The 20,683-nt window shown below is 59.7% G+C and carries 14 protein-coding genes; 11 read left to right on the top strand and 3 right to left on the bottom strand.

Annotated elements, in window-relative coordinates; translation table 11 throughout:
- The first annotated feature begins 67 nt into the window (after positions 1-67).
- The 3 genes from ACB032_RS07375 to pbpC all read left to right on the top strand — a co-directional run bounded on the left by ACB032_RS07375 (position 68) and on the right by pbpC (position 9,183).
- Positions 68-1,756 carry an FAD-dependent oxidoreductase gene (locus ACB032_RS07375; protein ID WP_371137652.1) on the top strand — a complete coding sequence of 563 codons (1,689 nt, stop codon included), beginning with the start codon at positions 68-70 and terminating at the stop codon, positions 1,754-1,756.
- A 163-nt stretch (positions 1,757-1,919) separates the two neighbouring features.
- The gene (locus ACB032_RS07370) at positions 1,920-6,809 is read left to right on the top strand and encodes an alpha-2-macroglobulin (protein WP_371137651.1); all 4,890 of its coding nucleotides are present in this window, start codon (positions 1,920-1,922) and stop codon (positions 6,807-6,809) included.
- On the top strand, positions 6,775-9,183 hold the full coding sequence (pbpC, locus tag ACB032_RS07365) for a penicillin-binding protein 1C (protein WP_371137650.1): 2,409 nt from the start codon (positions 6,775-6,777) through the stop codon (positions 9,181-9,183). Before ACB032_RS07370 ends, pbpC begins: the two co-directional genes overlap by 35 nt.
- 101 nt (positions 9,184-9,284) lie before the next feature.
- On the opposite strand, the gene ACB032_RS07360 is transcribed toward pbpC, so the two are convergent.
- On the bottom strand, positions 9,285-10,244 hold the full coding sequence (locus ACB032_RS07360; RefSeq protein ID WP_371137649.1) for a hypothetical protein: 960 nt from the start codon (positions 10,242-10,244) through the stop codon (positions 9,285-9,287).
- Between the two features lie 178 nt (positions 10,245-10,422).
- Between ACB032_RS07360 and thiI the strand changes: the two genes are divergently transcribed.
- Entirely contained in the window at positions 10,423-11,871 is a 1,449-nt protein-coding gene (thiI, locus tag ACB032_RS07355; protein ID WP_024946451.1) for a tRNA uracil 4-sulfurtransferase ThiI, read from the top strand.
- A 76-nt stretch (positions 11,872-11,947) separates the two neighbouring features.
- Here thiI and ACB032_RS07350 read toward each other — a convergent pair whose 3' ends face one another.
- Positions 11,948-12,340, bottom strand: a complete 393-nt coding sequence (locus tag ACB032_RS07350; RefSeq protein WP_039214967.1) for a hypothetical protein — start codon at positions 12,338-12,340, stop codon at positions 11,948-11,950.
- 101 nt (positions 12,341-12,441) lie between these two features.
- Positions 12,442-13,074, bottom strand: a complete 633-nt coding sequence (locus ACB032_RS07345) for a trimeric intracellular cation channel family protein (RefSeq protein ID WP_011705587.1) — start codon at positions 13,072-13,074, stop codon at positions 12,442-12,444.
- A gap of 416 nt (positions 13,075-13,490) precedes the next feature.
- Between ACB032_RS07345 and flaA the strand changes: the two genes are divergently transcribed.
- From flaA to ACB032_RS07310, 7 genes are all read left to right on the top strand, one after another.
- Positions 13,491-14,402, top strand: a complete 912-nt coding sequence (gene flaA, locus ACB032_RS07340; RefSeq protein WP_017410253.1) for a flagellin A — start codon at positions 13,491-13,493, stop codon at positions 14,400-14,402.
- A gap of 578 nt (positions 14,403-14,980) precedes the next feature.
- Positions 14,981-15,886 (top strand): flagellin B, encoded by a 906-nt coding sequence (flaB, locus tag ACB032_RS07335; RefSeq protein ID WP_017410252.1) that lies wholly within the window; start codon positions 14,981-14,983, stop codon positions 15,884-15,886.
- A 38-nt stretch (positions 15,887-15,924) separates the two neighbouring features.
- Positions 15,925-16,365, top strand: a complete 441-nt coding sequence (locus ACB032_RS07330) for a flagellar protein FlaG (protein WP_042067438.1) — start codon at positions 15,925-15,927, stop codon at positions 16,363-16,365.
- 26 nt (positions 16,366-16,391) lie between these two features.
- Positions 16,392-17,801: a flagellar filament capping protein FliD gene (gene fliD / locus ACB032_RS07325; protein WP_254199596.1), complete on the top strand. Its 1,410-nt coding sequence runs from the start codon at positions 16,392-16,394 to the stop codon at positions 17,799-17,801.
- Between the two features lie 25 nt (positions 17,802-17,826).
- Positions 17,827-18,249: a flagellar export chaperone FliS gene (fliS, locus tag ACB032_RS07320; protein ID WP_017410249.1), complete on the top strand. Its 423-nt coding sequence runs from the start codon at positions 17,827-17,829 to the stop codon at positions 18,247-18,249.
- Positions 18,246-18,545 (top strand): hypothetical protein, encoded by a 300-nt coding sequence (locus tag ACB032_RS07315; protein WP_371137648.1) that lies wholly within the window; start codon positions 18,246-18,248, stop codon positions 18,543-18,545. Before fliS ends, ACB032_RS07315 begins: the two co-directional genes overlap by 4 nt.
- A 7-nt stretch (positions 18,546-18,552) precedes the next feature.
- The gene (locus tag ACB032_RS07310) at positions 18,553-20,640 is read left to right on the top strand and encodes a 6-hydroxymethylpterin diphosphokinase MptE-like protein (protein WP_371137647.1); all 2,088 of its coding nucleotides are present in this window, start codon (positions 18,553-18,555) and stop codon (positions 20,638-20,640) included.
- Positions 20,641-20,683 lie beyond the last annotated feature (43 nt).

Raw genomic sequence — 20,683 nt, 5'->3', positions numbered from 1 at the left:
TTTCATTGAATTCTAAATTAGAAAATACTAATTTAATGGCAATCTGTCGTTGACTGGAGTCTTGCTGATGAAACGGATCCTGATTGTAGGCGGTGTGGCCGGTGGTGCCTCTGCGGCGGCCAGAGCCCGCCGTCTGAGCGAAGAAGCGGAAATTGTGATGTTCGAGCGGGGCGAGTTCGTCAGCTTCGCCAACTGTGGGCTGCCTTATCACATCGGGGGCGACATCCCGAGCCGGGATGCCCTGCTGTTGCAGACCCCCCAGAGCTTCAAACGCCGCTTCAACGTGGATGTGCGGGTCTTTCACGACGTCATCGAGATAGACAAGGCGGGCAAGAGCCTGCTGGTGCGCAACCTGCTGACCGGCGAAGAGCGCCGTGAAGCCTATGACGTGCTGCTGCTGAGCCCAGGGGCGGCACCCATCCGGCCTCCGTTCCCCGGTATCGACAGCTCGGGTGTGCACACCTTGCGCAATATTCCCGACATGGATCGCATTCTGGTGGCGCTGGCGCACGATCAGCCGCGCCACGTCACCGTGGTGGGGGGCGGTTTCATCGGACTGGAGATGATGGAGGCGTTGCACCAGCGCCAGCTGGCGGTCACCCTGCTGGAGCTCTCCGATCAGGTGATGGCGCCGGTGGATAAAGAGATGGCCAACATGCTCCATGCCCGTATCCGGGAGGAGGGAATCGATCTGCGCCTGCGCACCGGCCTCTCGGCCATCGAGAGCCTGGATGTGCTGGCGGAAAAAACCGCTGCCGTGGCCACTGAACAACGGGGTGGATTACGCCTGACCCTGAGCGATGGCACCCGGCTCGATACGGGCCTGTTGATCCTCGCCATCGGCGTCAAGCCAGAGACCCTGCTCGCCGCCAAGGCGGGGCTGGAGCTGGGGCCCCGCGGCGGCATCAAGGTGGATGCCGGCATGCGAACCTCGGATCCCTTCATCTATGCGGTGGGGGATGCGGTGGAGGAGATCGACTTCGTCACCGGCGAGTCTGTGCTGATCCCGCTGGCGGGCCCCGCCAACCGGCAGGGGCGCATCGCCGCCGACAACATGCTGGGCCGAGCCGAAACCTACAAGAAGACCCAGGGCACCGCCATCTGCAAGCTGTTCGATCTGGCGGTGGCCAGCACCGGCCTGAGCGAGAAGCGGCTGCTGCAGCTGGGGCTGCCGTTCGAGAAGGCTTATGTCCACCCGGGCAGCCACGCCGGTTACTACCCCGGTGCCCACCCGGTCAGCCTCAAGCTGCTGTTTGCCCCGGATGGCAAGATTTATGGCGCCCAGGCCATCGGCAAGGACGGGGTCGACAAACGCATCGACGTGCTGGCGGTGGCCCAGCGCGCCGGTCTCACCGTGTTTGATCTGCAGGATCTGGAGCTCACCTATGCGCCGCCCTTCGGCTCGGCCAAGGACGTGATCAACATGGCCGGCTTCGTGGCCAGCAATCACTTGAAAGGGGACACCCTGCTCTGCCACGCAGCCGAGGTCGAGGCCCGTCACCCCTATCAGCAGGTGCTGGACGTGCGCAATGGTCCCGAACTCGACAAATTGGGTCGCATCCCGGGCGCCTTGCACATCCCCCTCGATGAGCTGCGCGGTCGCCTTCACGAGCTGCCCAGGGATAAAGAGCTGCTCATCAGCTGCCAGGTGGGTTTGCGCGGTCACGTGGCCTGTCGCCTGCTGAGCCAGCACGGCTTCAAGGTCAAGAACCTCTCCGGCGGCTTCAAGACCTGGCAGATGGCGGTGATGGAGTAACTCGCCACAGCCACAAGAGAGCGCCGACCCCAGGGTCGGCGCTGTTGCATCTGGTGGGGAGCTTGCGTTTTAACTGCAATGAGTTTTGTGTCAAGCGAGCCTGATCCCTTATCCTGTTGGCTATTGCGCTGCACTGGCAGCGAGCCAATCAGGGATGACATTTATGCGCCGCGTCGACTCTCACCCTCGCCTCTCTTGTTCCTCACCGCAACAGACTGTTGCCCCCGGGCGCCACTGGCCGGCCCTGCTGTTGTTGGGGCTCACAGCGCTGCTGCTGAGCGGCTGCGGCCCCGACAAGCCTGTCGCCAATACGCCGACCACGCAGCCCGCTGCCCAGCAGGAGGCAGGAGAGCCGAGTTCAGTTGTGCAGGCCAATGCCCGTCAATATCGGGATGCCCCGGCGCTGGCGCTGGTCTTCTCCGGCCCCCTGGTGCCCAAGGCAAACTGGCAGAGCTGGCTCGGGGTCAGTGAAAGGGGCAAGCAGGTGCAGGGGGAGTGGATCCTCGCCGACGATGGCCGCACCCTCTATTTTCCTAACGTCCAGCCCGACAAGAGCTACGAAGTGAGCCTCAAGGCGGGGCTGGGCCCATCCCCCCAGAGCTGGACCCTCAAGACCCGCCCGCTGGAGGCGGGAGCCTCCTTTACCGCCAGCGGCATGGTATTGCCGCTGCGCGACGAGCTGCGCCTGCCCATCAGCGCGGTCAACGTGGACGAGGTCAATATCGACTTCTTCCGGGTCGATGCGGAATACCTACCCCGTTTTCTGGCCGAATATCGCCCCGGTGCCGGCATGGGCAACTGGGAGCTTGAACAGATCACCCAGCGGGCCAAGCGGGTGTTTAGCGGCCGCTATGGGCTGGAGCTTGATGCCAACCGGCGCGAGACCCGCCTCATCAATGTGAAGGAGCCGCAGCTGGCCGAGGCTGGCGTCTACTTTGCGGTGATGTCGCCCCTTGGCAACTACGACTGGCGCAAGGAGACCACCTACTTCGCGGTGAGCGACATGGGGCTCAGTGCCCGCCGTTACCGCGATCAGCTGGAGGTGTTCGTGAGCTCCTTGGCCAGCGCCGACCCCCTCAAGGATGTGCAGCTCTCCCTGCTCGATGAGAAGGGCAACCGGCTGCAGGTGCAAACCACCGATCCCCAGGGTCATCGCCGCTTCGATCAGGTGCAGGGGGCCCGCCTGCTGCTGGCCGAACAGGGCAACCATCTGGCGGTGCTGCGCCTCGATGGGGCGGCGCTCGATCTCTCCACCTTCGATCTCGGCACCCAGCCCTGGCAGGCACAGCAGCTCTATCTGTTCAGCGGGCGCGATCTCTATCGCCCCGGTGAGCGGCTCGACAGCGAGATCCTGCTCAAGGGGCAGGATGGCCAGCTGTTGCCCGGCATGGCGGTGGAGCTGGAGGTGAAGCAGCCGGACGGTCAATTGCTCGAACAGAAACGGCTGCTACCCGATAGCCTTGGCGCCGCCCACTACGGCCTGCGTCTGCCGGACGATGCGCCGCTGGGGCGCTGGACCATCAACCTCAAGACCGCCGCCGGCAGCCGCTTCGAGTGGCCTTTCCTGGTGGAGGAGTTTCTGCCGGAACGGCTGAAACTGCAGCTTGGCAAGGGGCCGGATGGGGAAGTCACGAGTCTGGACGCTGCCCTGACGCTGCCACTGCAAGGGGACTATCTCTACGGCGCGCCGGCGAGCGCCACCAAGGCGAAGGCGGAGGTGAAAATCAGCCGCGCCACCATGCCCTTTACCCAGTGGCAGGAGTTCACTCTGTGTGACGTGCTGCTCGCCGAGCAGGCCAAAGATCTCGAGCCCCTCAATCTCACCCTCGATGCGCAGGGGCAGGGGACTTTTTCGTTAGCTGATGAGCTTGATGGGGTGCGCGCCCTCGGGCCGCTGGAGGTGGCCTATCGGGTGTCGCTCGCCGAGCCCGGTGGCCGCGCCGTCAATCGCAGCCGCACCCAGTATGGCTGGCCCATGGGCAGCCAGTGGCCGGCCCTCAAGGCCGATTTCGTGGCGGATCGGGTGGAAGGGGGCAAGCCGCTGCCCTTCCAGATCCTCAACCTCGATGACAAGGGCCAGCCGGTGGCGGGGGCGGTGAAAGTGCGTCTTATCAACGAGTACCGCGACTACTACTGGCACTACGCCGATGGCGAGGGGTGGAAGTACGAGTTCAACAGCCAGCCCTATCTGGAGCAGGAGCAGACCCTGCAGCTGGATGGCAAGGGGCCGACCCCGCTCACGCTACAACTGGCGGCGGGCTGGTACCGGTTGGAGGTGGAGAACAGTCAGGGCCATCAATCCAGCCTGCGGGTGGAGATAGGCAGTTACGCCTGGGGCGGTGGTGGCGAGCAGGCACGGCCCGACAAGATTGCCATCACCCTCGACAAGCGCGCCTATCGGGCGGGTGACAAGGCCAAAGTGACGCTGGTGGCGCCGCGCCCCGGCAAGGGGTTGCTGCTGGTGGAGGATGGCGACGGCCTGCGCTGGTGGCAGCGCATCGAGCTCAAGGGCGCAGGTGGCGATGCCAAGGATGCCCGCGGCGAGTTCGAGATCCCGGTCAGTCCCGAGTGGCAGCGTCATGATCTGCATATCTCGGCCCAGATCGCCGCGCCAGACAGCGCGTCCAAACCGTCCGGCAAGCAACAGGGGCAGAGCCTGCGCTCGGTCGGACTGGTGCCGCTCACCCTGGATCGGGAAGCGCGCCGTCTGCCGCTTACCCTGAGCGCACCGGATAAAGCGGTGCCGCTTACCCGGCTGGAAGTGACCGCCACCTCCACCCCCAACAGTCAGGGGCGCGTGGTGCTGGCGGCGGTGGATCGGGGCGTGCTCAATATCAGCGACTACCAGCCGCTCGACCCGTTCGAGATCTTCTTTGGTCGCAAGCGCTTCGCTCAAGATTTGTTCGACAACTACGGCCAGGTGATCCCGCCGCAAGATGGCAAGCTGGCCCGCCTCAACTACGGGGGGGACCGGGCGCCGCTGAAAAAGGGCGGCGCGCTTGAGAGCCGGGTCGAGATCGCCGCGCTGTGGAGTGGCGAGGTGAGTTTTGATGAGAGCGGCAAGGCGGTGATCCCGCTCGATCTGCCCAACTTCAACGGCGAGCTGGCACTGATGGCGCTGGCCTGGAACGAACAGCAAGTCGGTGAGGCCGAGCGTGCCGTCAAGGTGGTGGCACCCTTGGTGGCCGAAATTGGCTGGCCGCGCTTTGGCGCTAGAGGGGATGAGACCCGGGCGCTGGTGCAGCTGCGCAACATGAGCGGCGAGGATCAGACCCTCTCCCTTGCCTGGACCCTCAATGGCGGACTCAAGGCAAATGGCGAGCTGCCCGGCACCCTTTCCCTTAAAAATGGCGAGGAGCAGTGGCTGACCCTGCCGCTCACCGTGACCGGGGCAAGCGGCGTGGCAAGCCTGCAGTTGGCGGCCAGCGGCAAGGATTTTGCCATCAGCCGCGACTGGTATTTGCCGCTGCGCTCCCCCTGGCCTGCCGAGACTCGCCAGCGCTACCAGATGCTGGCCCCCGGCCAGCAGATGAGCTTTGCGCCAGCTGAGCTGGTCGGGCTGGACCGCGCCAACTTGCAGGGGCTGCTCAGCCTCTCCGGTACTCCCCCCTGGGATCCGGCTGCCCAGTGGCAGGCGCTGGCCGATTACCCCTATGCCTGTCTGGAGCAGACCTTGTCCCGTGCCTGGCCCTACTTGCTGACCACGGCCGATGAGCGGGCCGCCTGGCGCAAACCCGCAGAGGGCAAGAAAGCGGCGAGCGAGGCAGATGTGCAACGCGCCCTGCTGCAACGGCTGCAGCGGTTGCAACTGCCCAGCGGCGGCTTTGGCCTCTGGGATGGTCGCTCCGATGAGGAGCAGTGGCTCACCGCCTATGCGGCCGACTACCTGCTGGCGCGCAAGGAGGCAGGCGACGCCGTGCCGGAGGCGATGCTCAATCAGGCGCTGAACCGGTTGCAGAGCTATCTCACCGACAGCCAGTATGGTGAGCGCTGGAGCAGTGCCCCCGAGCACAGCCGGCTGGCCTATCAGGCTTACAGCGCCTATGTGCTGGCCCGGGTGGGCAAGGCGCCGCTCGCTACCCTGCGTCTTGTCTGGGAGCAGCAGGCCGATCACGCTCGCTCCGGTTTGCCGCTCTTGCACCTTTCGCTTGCGCTCTCGGCCATGGGGGATGAGCAGAACGCCGCCAAGGCCCTCAGCCGGGCATTGGCGACCGAGCGTGGTGACGACTATCTCGGGGATTACGGCTCGTCGCTGCGTGATCAGGCCCTTGAACTCTCACTGCTGCGCCAGCACAAGCTGGCTGCGGAGCGCTGGCCAGCCCTCAGCGCCAAGGTGGCCGACACTCTGGCCCACCGTCAGTGGCTCAGCACTCAGGAGCGGCTCGCCCTGTTGCGACTCGCCCGCTTCGATCCGGCCGTCGACTGGCAGGCCAAGGTAACTTCCTCTCTTGGTAGCGAGTCCCTGAGCGGTTCGGCCCCGTTGCAGTTGGGTGCCCCCGAGGCATTGGCCGCCAGCGCCGTCACCAACGAGGGCAGGGGATCCCTCTATGTGCAGCGCACTCTGGTCGGCTACCCCGAACAGGCACCGGCACGGATCAGCAAGGGGATGAGTGTGACCCGCAGCTGGTTCAATAGCGACGGTCAGCGTTTTGACCCGACCAAGGTGAAGGTGGGCGATCTGGTGGTGGTGCGGCTCAATGTCAGCAGTGAATCGGCGGTGCCCGATGCCCTGCTGGTGGAGATGGTGCCCGCTGGCTTCGAGCTGGAGAACCCGGCTCTTGGCAACAGCATCAAGCTCGAAGAGCTCTCCATCGAGGGGAAACCGGCGTGGCAGAGCGAGTGGAACGACTATCTCAAGCATCAGGAGTTTCGCGATGACCGCTACACGGCAGCGCTGGATCTGAGCGAGGGGAGCAACCAGCAGCTGGTTTACCTGATGCGGGCGGTGACGCCGGGTCGCTATCAGGTGCCGCCGACCCAGGTGGAGGATATGTACCGACCCGAGATCCGGGCTGTGGGTGAGGATATCCACGAGGTGCTTATCTCTGAGTAACAAACCCTCCCTGGAGCGGGTTCGTCCGCTCACTTTCTGGCAGCGTGGCTGGCTGAGCCTGGGTCGCAGTGGCCGCGCTAGCTGGCGCTGGCTTGGCCGTCTGCCACGCTGGCTGCGTGTCTCGGTGCTGGGCGTTGTAGCACTGTTCCTGTCATTGCTGGCGCTGGATCGACTTTTCCCGCCGCCGCCACTCGACCCTGCCTATGCACGGGTGGTGCTCGACATGAAGGGGCGACCGCTGCGCGCCTTTGCCGATACCAGCGGTGTGTGGCGCTACCCCGTGACCCTGGAGCAGGTCTCCCCACGCTATATCGAGGCGCTGCTCGGCTATGAGGATCGCTACTTCTGGCGTCATCCCGGAGTCAATCCGGTGGCCATGGTGCGCGGGGTCTGGCAGTGGCTGCGCTATGGGCGGGCTGTGTCGGGGGGCTCGACCCTCACCATGCAGGTGGCGCGTCTTATCGAGCCCTACCACAGGAGCGTGCCCGGCAAGCTGCGCCAGATGGCGCGGGCGCTGCAACTGGAGTGGCACTATGACAAGCGCACCCTGCTCACCGTCTACCTCAACCGGGCTCCCTTTGGCGGCAATCTGGAGGGGGTGCAGGCCGCAAGTTTTGCCTATCTCGGCAAGAGTGCAGCCAAGCTGACTTATGCCGAGGCAGCGCTCTTGGCGGTGCTGCCGCAGGCTCCCAGCCGCAACCGGCCGGACCGGCATCCCGAGCGGGCCCGCACCGCCCGTGACAAGGTGATGCAGCGGCTGGTGGCGCAGGGCGTCTGGCCAGAGCAGGTTTGGCAGGAGGGGCGTATCGAGCCGGTGCTGGCCCGCGGTCACTTCACGCCGATGGAGGCGCCGCTGTTTGCCCGTCTCGCCGCCGACCATCAGGCGGGAGCGCTGGTGCACACCACCATCGACGGCGATCTGCAGCGCTGGCTGGAGGGGCGGGTGGCCAGCTATATCCGGCGCTTCCCCGAGCAGACCTCCGCCGCTCTGCTGCTGGTAGACAACAAGACCATGGCGGTGCGCGCCTATGTGGGCAGCGCCGAGTATGGCAATTTGCGCCGCCACGGTTACCTCGACATGGTGCAGGCGATCCGCTCCCCCGGCTCTACGCTGAAGCCCTTCATCTACGGTCTGGCCATGGACGAGGGGTTGGTGCACTCGGCCTCCCTGCTCTCCGATGCGCCAAGGCTCGGGTCTGACTATCGCCCCGCCAACTTTTCCGGCGCCTTTCAGGGGCCGGTGACCCTGACTCAGGCGCTGCAGCAATCCCTCAATGTGCCAGCGGTACAGGTGCTGGAGGCGCTTGGGGCCGACAAGCTGGTCAGCCGCCTCGACAACGCCGGGGTGCGGCTGGCACTCTCCGACAAGCCCAATCCGGCCATAGCACTGGGGGCGGCGGGCATTCGGCTTGAGCAGCTGGTTGCGCTCTACAGTGCGCTGACCCGCGAGGGACAGGTGGCGATGCCGGTCTGGCTGGCGGGGCAGCAGGCGGTGTCACGCCCCTTGCTGAGCCCGGGGGCGGCCTGGATCATCTGGCAAATATTGAGCGCGCAGGGGCGCGCCGATCAGCCCTTTGCCAGCGAGGCGACCGGCCGGGTCAACCGGCTGGCCTGGAAGACCGGCACCAGCTACGGCTATCGCGACAGCTGGGCGATGGGGGTCTCCGGTCGCTGGACCATCGGCGTCTGGCTGGGGCGCCCCGACGGCACCCCCATGCCCGGTTTCTACGGTCAGAGCGCGGCGGTGCCGCTGCTGCTCTCTGTCTACTCGCGGCTCGCTGACAACAGCCCCCTGCCGGTGCAGCCCAACACGGTGAGCGAGGCCGAAGTGTGCTGGCCGCTGGGGCGCAAGGTGAGCACGACCCTGCCTGAGGCCTGTTTGCAGCGCCAGATTGCCTGGTTGCTGGAAGGGCGTGATCCCCCCACCTTGCCGGATCCCATGGACTGGCCCTCGCCGTTGCGCCAAGTCGCACTGACCGCTGGGGGCAAGCCGACTCTGACCCGCTGCCAGGATGCGGCGCAATCCGGCTTTCGGGCGCTCTGGCCATTGTCGCTGGAGCCTTGGCGGTCCCTCAGCGAGCGGCGGCAGGCGCTGCTTGCCAGCGGTTGTGCAGGGGAGGGGCAGAGCGCCGAGCTGCAGGCCCCCATTCGCATCGTGGCGCCGGGGGAGGGCAACCTTATCCGCAGTCAGTGCTATCGGTTGCAGCCCAAGGTGCTGGGCGGGGTCGGCAAGCCGGCCTGGTTTCTCAACGGCCAGCGGCTGCGCTGGGACGGGGATCAGGTGCTGAGTGAGGCGGGTCGCTACCAGCTAGTGGTGGTGGACGAGGCGGGCAACAGTGATCGCATCGAGTTTCGGCTGGAGAATCCCTCCTGAGGGGAGGCGCCTCTCTTTGGCGTGTCAGAATATTGACGACATCGGGGGATGGCTCCGATGCCATCAGCGGATTGTCGATTTCCCGACAGGGCGTCGCGGAGTCAGGGCTTGACCTGCCCCAGCCGGGTGAAGAAGTGCTGACTCTTGCGTTGGTGGAAGTGGCTCTTCTTGATGGAGTGAAACACCAGCTTGCTGTCCGGATGGCTCGCCTTGAGGCGATGGATCATCGCCATGGCGGGCAGGCCGGTACTCACCAGGGTGGTGAGCGGCAGACTCTGGGTCTGCGGCCCCAGCAGCTGGTTGAGCCCCTGCTGGGCCTGCTCGAAGCGGGTCAGCACGGCGGGCTCGGCGTAGCCGCTGCCCAGCATGGCGAGCAGGGCATCGAGCGCCTGATTAAACTCGGCCAGCTGCTGGCGAAAGCCGCTGCGACTGCGCAGGGCGATCAGCTCTGCAAACGGGATGTCGGCCAAGTGAGTGGGCACTTGCAGCGGGATCTCGAGGTGGAAGCAATCCTGGCCACCGCGGTTGTGATAGCGGGATTCAAGCAGGTGAAGCAGGCGATCGAGATAGTCGTGATCGGTGATGAGGGCTCCCTCATTGGCGAGCGCCCACTCGCGGGCGAGCCGCATGGATAGCAGGTTGGCAAAGCGGCGCGCCATCCTGAACCCGCCCTCTTCCTGACTGGCAAAACCGTGCGCCAGGCAAAAGCCGTGCAGCCGCTCCAGCCCCGCCTGGGCCGGGCAGAAGCAGTCGTGGTTGGCCGGCGTGCGCCAGCGACCGATCAGCTCCTTGTTGCCAAACACCTTGTGACGCACGAAGTCGGGGGCGAGCAGGCTGCTCAGCTGACTCTCCAGCTGGGGAGTGATGGTGGCGAAGAAGGCGTCATCCGGCCGCTCGGCCAGCAGATCCGTCTCCTGTTCGAGCGTCTGCAGCAGGGCGGTGAGGCCGCTCTTCTCACTGACGGTGAAGACGAAGGCGAGCCGTTCTAGATAGAGCAGGGCAAACTTGAGCCACAGCTCGTCGCGCACTTCCATGCCGGGGTAGTAGATGTAGGTCTTCATCGAATGGGTCTGTGGTCAGGAATGTTGCCGGGACGCAGGTTCGGGAATATACGCAAGATTGCCTCGGTGCGGCAAACATTGCGTGGGGGAATGTGAGCAAACGCTCATCCAGTAGGCGCTGGCCACAAAGTTCTGATATAATTCGCGCCCTTAAATCAAGGTCACCCGAGTCATTACCATGAAGTTCATTATCAAGCTGTTCCCGGAAATCACCATCAAGAGCAAGTCGGTTCGCCAGCGTTTCATCAAGATCCTGCAGGGCAATATCCGCAATGTCCTGCGCCGCTTCGATGACGATGCCCGGGTACGGATGGATTGGGACAAGCTGATCGTGAGCTCCCGCAATGACCAGTTCCGTGAACAGGCCATCGAAGCCCTGGCCTGCATTCCCGGCATTCAGGCTTTCCTCGAGGTGCAGGCCAGCAAGTTTACCGACCTGCACGACATCTTCGAGCAGGTGAAAGCCGTGTGGGGTGACCAGCTCGAGGGGAAAACCTTCTGCGTGCGCGCCAAGCGCCACGGCAAGCACGAGTTCTCCTCCCTCGAAGTGGAACGCTACGTGGGCGGTGGCCTGAACCAGCATTGCGTGAGCAACGGCGTGCGCCTCAAGAACCCGGATGTGAAGATCAACCTCGAGATCGACGGTGAAGAGCTCTTCATCGTCAGCGCCATTCATCAGGGCCTGAGCGGCATGCCCATCGCCACTCAGGAAGATGTGCTGAGCCTCATCTCCGGCGGTTTTGACTCCGGTGTGGCCTCCTTCCAGTTCATCAAGCGCGGCTGCCGGGTGCACTACTGCTTCTTCAATCTGGGTGGTGCCGCTCACGAGATCGGCGTCAAGCAGGTTGCCTATCACCTGTGGAACCGCTTCGGCTCTTCCCACCGGGTGCGTTTCACCGCGGTGGACTTCGAGCCGGTGGTGGCCGAGATCCTCGAGAAGATCGACAACGGCCAGATGGGCGTGGTGCTCAAGCGGATGATGATGCGCGCCGCCGCCAAGGTGGCCGACGAGTTCCAGATCCCGGCGCTGGTGACCGGCGAGTGCGTGGGTCAGGTCTCCAGCCAAACCCTCACCAACCTGAACGTCATCGACCGGGTGACCGACAAGGTGATCCTGCGCCCGCTCATCACCTGGGACAAGCCGGACATCATCAGTGAAGCCCGCCGCATCGGTACCCTAGAGTTCGCCGAAACCATGCCGGAGTATTGCGGTGTCATCTCCAAGAAGCCGACCGTGAAGGCCGAGCTCTCCCGCATCGAGGCGGAAGAGGAGAACTTCGACTTCGCCATTCTGGACAAGGTGGTGGCCGAGGCCCGTTACCTCGACATTCGTCGCATCGGTGAAGAGACCGCCGCCGAGGTGCAGGAAGTGGAGACCACCGCCGAGAGCGGTGACAACGAGGTGATCCTCGATATCCGCTCCATGGACGAGCACGACGAGAAGCCGCTGCTGGTGGAAGGGCGTGAGGTCATGCATATCCCCTTCTTCAAGCTGGCCACCGCCTTTGGCGATCTGCCCAAGGAGAAGACCTACCTGCTCTACTGTGATCGCGGCGTGATGAGCAAGCTGCAGGCGCTCTATCTGAAAGAGAAAGGCTTTGCCAACGTCAAGGTGTACCGTCCGTAATGTGACGTTCACGCATGCATAAAAAATCCGGCCAATGAGCCGGATTTTTTATTTCACTCGCTGGAGACGACTGTCGTTAAGGGCAGGGCACTGGGGTAAAGGTGGATTGCCCCTGGCAGCGCCACCCCATCTCCGCCTGGCGCATCTGCCAGAGGTTGTTGCTGCGAAATAGGGTCAGGATGTAGATCATGTCGCTCTTGGTGCCGTCGAGGGCAACGGAGAGCACCAGATCGTTGTCCAGCTGTTGTGCCTGAATGCGACTGGGGATGTCGCTGTGGCCGACAAAACGCAATGCCACTTCACGATAGTCATTGACCCAGCTCTGCTGGGCAGTGCTTGCCTGTCGGATCTGCTGGTTGAACTGCTGCACCGGGGTGGAAGCGAGCCGTCCAAACAGTACCTGCGCTTCGGCCTGCGCCGTTGCCACATTCATCAATAGCAGTGATGTGATGAGTCCAAGTTTTTGCATGAGGGATTCCGGCTTACAACACTGGACCTTATGACAACAGAAAAGCCTGCTTGGTTCAACGCAACCTGGCCAGGAGTGCGACTCTACCCCTGGCCACGGCATCAATTGCGCTGCAGGGAGAAGGTGGGCAGTGACAAATGCCAATAGATGGCCGCCACCCGCAAACCGAACACCGCCGTCATGCAGATGAGCATGGCGGTCACCCGATCCACGTTTATCTCCAGCGCCAGGGTATAGAGGATGCCCCCCAGAATGCAGGCGGTGGCATAGATCTCTTTTTGCAAGACCATGGGCACTTCCCGGGCCAGCACGTCCCTGATCATGCCGCCGGCCACCCCTGTCATGGTGCCCATCAATACGGCAATCAGCCCCGATGTGCCAAAGTTGAGGGCTTTTTGCGCCCCGATCACGGTAAAGAGTGCCAGCCCGAAGGCGTCGGCAACCGGCAACACGTACCAGGGCATGCGGCGGGGCAGCTTGACCATCCACATCCCGATGAGTGCCGTTGCTATCACCACCCAGATGTAGAGAGGGTCGCGTACCCAGAAGACGGGGGTGGCCCCCAGGATCATGTCGCGGATGGTCCCACCCCCGATGGCGGTGACTGCCGCCAATACCATGACGCCAAAACCGTCCATCCTGAGGCGGCCCGCCACCAAAACCCCCGAAAACGCGAATACCGCAGTACCAAACATGTCGCTGATGTAAACAATCTGCTCAACCAGTGTCTGCATGGAGAACAACTCACGTCCAATTGTTGATGGGGCCGCGATTTTAGGGGGGATTGCGGCGTCTGACCAATGGCTGCCTGCAAGAAGTGGGAGCCAGACCAAGTTTTTGTCGGCGGTGATGGTGCCGGTTGGTGTCATGGCGCCAGAGTGGTGCCAGATCGCCGGCAAGGCTCACGCTGCCTTGCCCATCGCCCTCTGTTGTTTGCCTCATGAGCTTAGCGGGAAGAAGAGGGCATTTTTTTCCTCAAGTTCAACGAGAACATGCCGATAAATAGGGTAAGCGGCGTTAATGCGATGAAGCGTTGAAAATAATGCTAAAGACATCGAAAAAGAGGCCGTTAAATAAGACGCATCGAACAGGAAAGACAATAAAGTTCGAGCAAATTAGATAGTAAATTTAATAGCTTAGGAGAATGGTCATGGGTCTTTATATCAATACGAACGTTTCATCGCTTAACGCTCAGCGTAACCTGATGAACACCAACAAATCTCTGGATACATCCTACACCCGTCTGGCATCTGGTCTGCGCATCAACAGCGCCAAAGACGATGCCGCCGGCTTGCAGATTTCCAACCGTTTGACCTCCCAGATCAATGGTCTGGATCAGGGCAACCGCAACGCCAACGACGGTATCTCCGTCGCCCAGACTGCTGAAGGCGCCATGGATGAAATCACCTCCATGCTGCAACGGATGCGTACTCTGGCCCAGCAGTCCGCCAACGGCTCCAACAACACCGATGACCGTACCGCGTTGCAGCAAGAGTACTCCCAGCTGATGACAGAAATCGACCGGGTGGCCAAAGATACCACTTTCGGTGGCCAGAACCTGCTCAAGGGGGGTTATGTAGGCTCCTTCCAGGTGGGCGCCGATGCCGGTCAGACCATCACGTTCCGGATGACCACTGCGTTCAGTATTTCGGGTATGGCTTCTGCGACCAGTGGTAGTGCAACGGTAGCGACCACGACTACCGGCGAGCCTTATACCATCACCAAGACGGCAGGGACTCCGGTCAGCTCTACCAGCATGTCGACCATTACTGCGGCAAGCTCTGCTCAGTCGGCCATGGCTAACTTGGATTACATGATCAAGGTGGTGGACAGCAAGCGTGCGGAATTGGGTGCGGTGCAGAACCGGTTCGATTCGACCATTCGCAACCAGGCGAACGTCTCTGAAAACGTCAGTGCCGCGCGCTCACGGATCCGCGATGCCGATTTCGCGACCGAGACCGCCAACCTGACCAAGCAGAACATTCTGCAACAGGCAGCCTCGACCATACTGTCCCAGGCAAACCAGCGTCCGCAGTCAGCACTCTCCCTGCTGCAGGGCTGATAAAAGAAAACAGGGCGGTTGTTCAGGCCGCCCTGGTCAAGAGATGGAACAAAGGGGTGTTCGGTTCGCACTCTGTTCTATCGGGAGAGAATCTATTCTCTACTAGTAAAGCCAAGTGTTGTACAGCTGTTCAGTTCTGTCACGCTTGGTCATATTCTCCTGAGCGTATGCTCGTTTTAGGCCGGATTTTCCGGCCTCTTTTTATTGTGCCGTCAAATTGACGCCACTCCCCCATAGCAAAGCACAAACTGTGCCAAATATGTTCATTCATCCCTCCAAGTTGGTTTCAGGTCTGGTGCCGTGTCCAAGGACATGGGGGGCCTGCCGTTTGCCGCTTGCCGGATAAAACTTGCCGCCTTCGGCAATTATTTTCCTAAAGCTTGTCGCTGTGCAGCCGTTAAATAAAGTGAAGCAATCGAGGGGTGTTCGGAATCCAACGTTTGCACTACTGCGGGTGGCCTGTCCGTTCAAACAGACACCCGCCAGAAGAATCAGGCTCGTTCAACCTGTTCTTCTAACGGTGGGACGCCGCTTTGGCGGCGCAACCCGCAGTCGCATGTTCTTCGGGAGAATATTTTATGGCCATGTATATCAACACGAATACTTCATCACTGAACGCCCAGCGTAACCTGATGAACACCAACAAGTCCCTGGATACGTCCTATACCAGACTGGCTTCCGGTCTGCGTATCAACACCGCCAAGGACGATGCCGCCGGTCTGCAGATCTCTAACCGTTTGACCTCTCAGATCAACGGCCTGGATCAAGGTAACCGCAACGCCAACGACGGTATCTCTGTTGCCCAAACGGCAGAAGGGGCCATGGATGAAGTGACCAGCATGCTGCAACGCATGCGTACGCTGGCACAACAGTCCGCCAACGGCTCCAACAACACCGATGACCGTACTGCGCTGCAGCAAGAATTTGACCAGCTGACTACCGAGATCAACCGTATCTCCAACGACACCACCTTTGGTGGCCAGAAGTTGTTGGATGGTAACTACAAAGGTTCGTTCCAGGTAGGTGCCGATGCGAGCCAAACCATCACCTTCAAGATGACCTCTGCTTTCACCATCAGCGGGATTGCATCATCCACCAAGGGAAGTGCGACCGTTGCGACCAGCGCCACTGGCGAGCCTTACACTGTGACCAAGGGTACGTCAGCTGTGACCTCTACCAGTGTGAGCAGCATCAAGGCAGCAAGTTCGGCTCAGCTGGCCATGGCGAACCTTGATTTCATGATCAAGGCAGTTGACAGCAAACGGGCAGAGCTGGGTGCGGTGCAGAACCGCTTCGACTCGACCATTCGCAACCAGTCCAACGTTTCCGAGAACCTGAGCGCAGCACGCTCTCGTATCCGCGACGCAGACTTTGCGACCGAGACTGCCAACCTGACCAAGCAGAACATTCTGCAACAGGCGGCGTCCAGCATCCTGGCGCAAGCCAACCAAAGACCGCAATCTGCTCTGTCCCTGCTGGGTTAACAGAAACGCAGTGATGAGATAGAAAGAGGAGCGACGATATGGCCAATGAAATTGGGATCCCGTCATCGGTCACTCCTTCTTCTCTTCAGTCAAGTAGCAAGAGCGGCCAATCGGCCGCTCAAGTGCTATCTGGCACGACGGAAGAGCAGCGGGTGACGGCACAGGATGTGAAAAAACAGCAAGAGGGACAGCCTGGTGAAAAAAACGCCAAACAGGATGTGCCTCAGGCAGACATTGAAAATGAGGTCCAAAAGTTGCAAGAGTTCAGTAAGTTGCAAGGCTGGACCGTCAATTTCAGTGTTGAAAAGGATCTGGATCAGGTGGTGATCAAGGTGGTAGACGCCGAGACCAAGTCAATGATCCGGCAAATCCCGAGCGAAGAGTTGCTGGCTATCAGCAAACGAATTAAAGATCTGCGTGAGAGTGATGCGACCGGAGGAGGTTCACGCGCCGGGTTGCTGCTCGATAACGAGATCTGATATGAAAACTTAAGAGGAGAGTGAGTATGCCCACCATTACGTCTGCAGGTGCCGGCTCCGGACTCGATTTGGAGTCAGTGATTGCTGCCAGCGTCGATGCCAAAAAAGCACAGCTGATGCAGCCTATCACCACCAAGAAGACCAACACTCAAATCACTCTCTCCGGTGTGGGGCAGCTGAAATCTGCCATCGCCTCTTTCGTGACTACCTTGCAGGCGATGGCGAAAGATGACGCGTTCAACAAACGCTCCATCAACATTACCCAGGACAAGGACAAGCCTGTGCTCAAGGTGGAGAGCAAGGCAGGGGCCTCCAATGGGCAATATGATATCAGCGTCGAACAGCTGGCAAAAACCAGCAAATTTGACGGTACCTTCGATTCGTCGACCACTCCTCTTATCACCCAAGACGGAAAATTGACGTTCAAGGCTGGCGACAAGACCTTTGATGTCGATGTCAAAGCTGGCGATTCGCTGCAATCCATTCGAAAGCGCATCAACAATGACGCAGACAACTTCGGTTTGAGCGTCAACATCATGAATACCTCCGATGGCAAATCCAAGCTGATGATCGATTCAGGGGTCAGCGGCAGTGGCAAGGATCTGCAGATCACCGGCAGCACCACCGAGTTGACCGATAATCTGGTCTCCAAATTGACCAAGAGCCAGAGCGCTCAGGATGCCAAGATCAAAGTGGATGGCAATGAGCTGACCAGTGCAACCAATACCTTTGATGGCACCATCGTCGGTCTCAAACTGACGGTGCTGAGAGAGTCGGATAGTACGACGACGACCGATGCCAGTAACAATCCAGTCAAAACATACAGCTCGAACAAGGTTGAAGTGACCACCGACAAGGCCGGTATCAAAGACATGGTGAAAAGCTTTGTCGATGGCTACAACGCCTTGGTGAAGAAGAGCAATGAGCTGGGCAAACGCAACTCCATCGTTGCTGGAAAAAGCCAGAATGATGGTGGAGCCCTAGCTGGTGACGCGACGACACGCGCGGTGATCAACATGATGAACGGTGCCATTACCGAACCCTCACAAAAATCCTCAACCTACTCAACGATTTTCCAGATGGGTGTGAAGATGGATAACAAAGGGGTTCTCTCCATTGATGACACCAAGTTCAGCGAGGCCATCGACAAAAACTTTGACCAGGTGGTGGCGGTTTTTGGCGGCAAGGATGGGGTGGCAGGCAAGCTAGCCAGTCAGCTGGAAACCTACTCCAAAACCGGTGGCTTGCTGGCCAAGCGGGAAGATACGCTGAATTCGGATCTGCGTGAAGTGAGCCGCAAGGAGTCGGATGTTGCCTCCCAACTGACCAAGTATCAGGAGACCCTGCGTGCCCGTTATGGCAGCCTGGACTCCATGCTAGCCAAGATGAACAAGTCGGCCTCTTATCTCAATCTGCTCAATACCAAGTCGAATTAATACGTAGTCAGGAGCCGTGTCTCGTATGTATCGGAAAAATATCAAGGCGTACACCACCCAGAATCTGCAGTCTGAGCTTGCGGTGGCAGATCCCTACCGGGTGATCCAGTTGCTGATGCAGGGCTGTCTCGAGCGGCTTGCCCAGGCCCGTGGCGCCATCGAGCGTCGTGATTTCGAGGGCAAATCCCAGTCTGTATCCAAGACCATGGCCATTATCAACGGTTTGCAGGACTCGCTGGATCTCTCTTACGGCAAGGTGCCTGAGGATCTTTTTGCTCTGTATGACTATATGAAGGCACGGATGATGGATGCCAGCCGTGACATGGATATCGCTGCCATCGATGAGGTGATGACCCTGATGCTGACCGTCAAAAGCGGCTGGGATGCCATTCCGGTCGAAGAGCGCGACAAGGCCATTGCCCAGCAAAAAGCGGGCAGGACGGAATGAGCGATGCCATTCTGTCCGGGGTGATGGCTCACGGCACCCAGCTGTTGCTGCTGCTGGAGAGAAATGAATTGTCGGCAGCGGAGGCACAAATGGATCACTATCTTGATGCTTTCGATGGTGTGTTTCGGCAGTTCCCCGTAGAAAGCCACCTTGATATGGAACAGCAGCAGGCTCTGTTGCAGTTTCAAATGATCCATGAGCGAATCGCGAGCGCCAGGAGTCTGGCAGAAGATGAATTGCGCCAATTCTCCAAGGCTGGGCGAGCAACGAGCCTTTACAAGTCGAATGCGGGTTAAATATCGAATGGATTTTAATAAAAACATAGAAAGTGCAGAGGAAGAGCTTTCCCGTCTTGCAGTTCAAAAAGAACAGGAAGCTGCCATGCTGGCGGTGTTGCCTGTTCGCCATCAGCTTAATATGGCCGCCTTTGAAAAATACATGCCAGGGATCCATGCATTTTTCAAAGAGTACCAGCCATCTAGACCTTTTCGCTTTTTCTGTAATGAAAATGGCATTCCAAATATTCTGTGGCTTGATGACAAGGTTTCCCTGTATGGGGACGATCCCTTTGCCGAAGCGCAAGCCCAGATTGCCGAGGTGATCGAACAGAGCGTATTGCAATGCATCGATTTTGTCCCTCAATGGTATCTGGAAGGGCAAATCCATATTGCCTACAACAATGCCATTTCAGAGCTCAAAGAGAATGCTTCCCTTGAGGGACTACCGCTTCGCAAGGCGCTGGATGCGGATATTCCCTTGTCATTCATGTACGGGATCGGGCTGGGCTATCAGCTTGGCTATCTTTATGAGAAATGCAGGGTCAGGAATCTGTTTGCCTTCGAGCCCGACCTCGACATGTTCTATGCCTCGCTTTATTGTTTCGACTGGCACCGACTGCTCGAATATATGGAACAGGAGTCGCTGAGCCTGCATCTTTTCATCGGTGTGGATGAGCAACTGCTGGTGGCCGACATGATGGAAGCCTTGCATCGCAAGGGCGCCTTCTGGTCGGCGAGTTACTTCTCATTCTGTCATTATCACTCACCCAAGCTGCATGATTTGATCGACAAGGCTGAGGGTGAGCTTTATCTGCTCAAGACGGGCTGGGGTTTCTTCGATGACAATATTTATGCGCTGGCCCACAGTCACACCCATCTGCAGGATGGTACGCCATTCCTGAAGCGAGAGCGTGATACCTCGTTGGCCGAGCAGGTACCGGTATTCGTGGTCGGTAACGGGCCGTCACTGGATCAGAGCATCGATTTTATTCGGCAGCATCAGGGGCAAGCCATCATCATCGCCTGCGGTACCGCCGTCAGTGCCCTGCACAAGGCGGGCATCAAGCCTGACATATACGTGGCGGTGGAGCGAACCAAGAGCTCGGCAGATTTCCTACGCATTCTCGGTGCGGATGATTTTCTCAAGAGTGCAGTGTTCCTCAGCGTCGATGTGATCCACCCAGAGTGCAAGACCTTTTTCCGCAAAACGGGGCTGACTTTCAAGCCTAATGAACCCATGTTTGCCATGCTGGCCAGCCGTTTGGGTCAGGCTTTCGAATATGAGTCCATTGAGTTTTCCAACCCCTTCGTTGGCAATACCGGTCTCAACTATGCAGCCCTGCTCGGTTTCAAGCAGGTATACCTGTTCGGGATAGATAATGGCTACAAGTATGCAGACAAGCATCACTCCAGTTTGAGCCTCTATTACAACGAGAAGAAAGAAGCCAAGTACGACGAGAACTTGAAGGATACATTCCCGGCTCCGGGCAATTTTGGCGGGGAAGTGCGGATCAATCACCTGTTTGGTCTGGCCATTCATAATATGACGCGCGTGCTGACTGGCCATCCGGATATACGCTGCCTGAATTGCAGTGATGGTGCCTACATTGACGGTGCCATCCCTCAACGGGTTGATGCTCTGCAAATCAGCGGCCCTGAGCTGGATAAAATCGCTCTGCTTGATGAGCTGATGGCGTGCAGCTTCCAGCAGTTCGACATGACCAGTATCGACTTCAATGCCGCGCTCAACGTACCGCTGTTTGACGATTTGCTGGAGAAGTTGCGTACCGACTGGCAAACGGTCAAATACGAGCACAATGAGATATTGGCCATGATGCAGCGTCATCACGATTATCTGCTGTATTTGCTGATGAGCCGTGATTGCCATCTTTATCGCATTTTGATTGGTTCGATGAACTATTTCTACGCCAACATCATTGGTTTGATGATGACCCTGCTTGATGCTGCTCCTGACAAGTTCGAAGCCAAGATAAAAGAGGCTGAGACCATCCTTGAGCTGTTTTTTGATGATGCGAAGCCGATTTATGCCGATGCCTTCCAGCGTCACGATTCCGTTTATTTCGTCGGGCTGGATATCTTCAAGCAGAAATAACGGCGATCCCTCATCACACGTCTTCGTATTAAAAAAACACCGG

Source organism: Aeromonas sp. S5(2024) (assembly GCF_041403025.1).
Classification (GTDB): domain Bacteria; phylum Pseudomonadota; class Gammaproteobacteria; order Enterobacterales; family Aeromonadaceae; genus Aeromonas; species Aeromonas hydrophila.
Note: the sequence above shows the minus strand (reverse complement) of the source record. Positions and strands in the feature narration are given on the sequence as shown.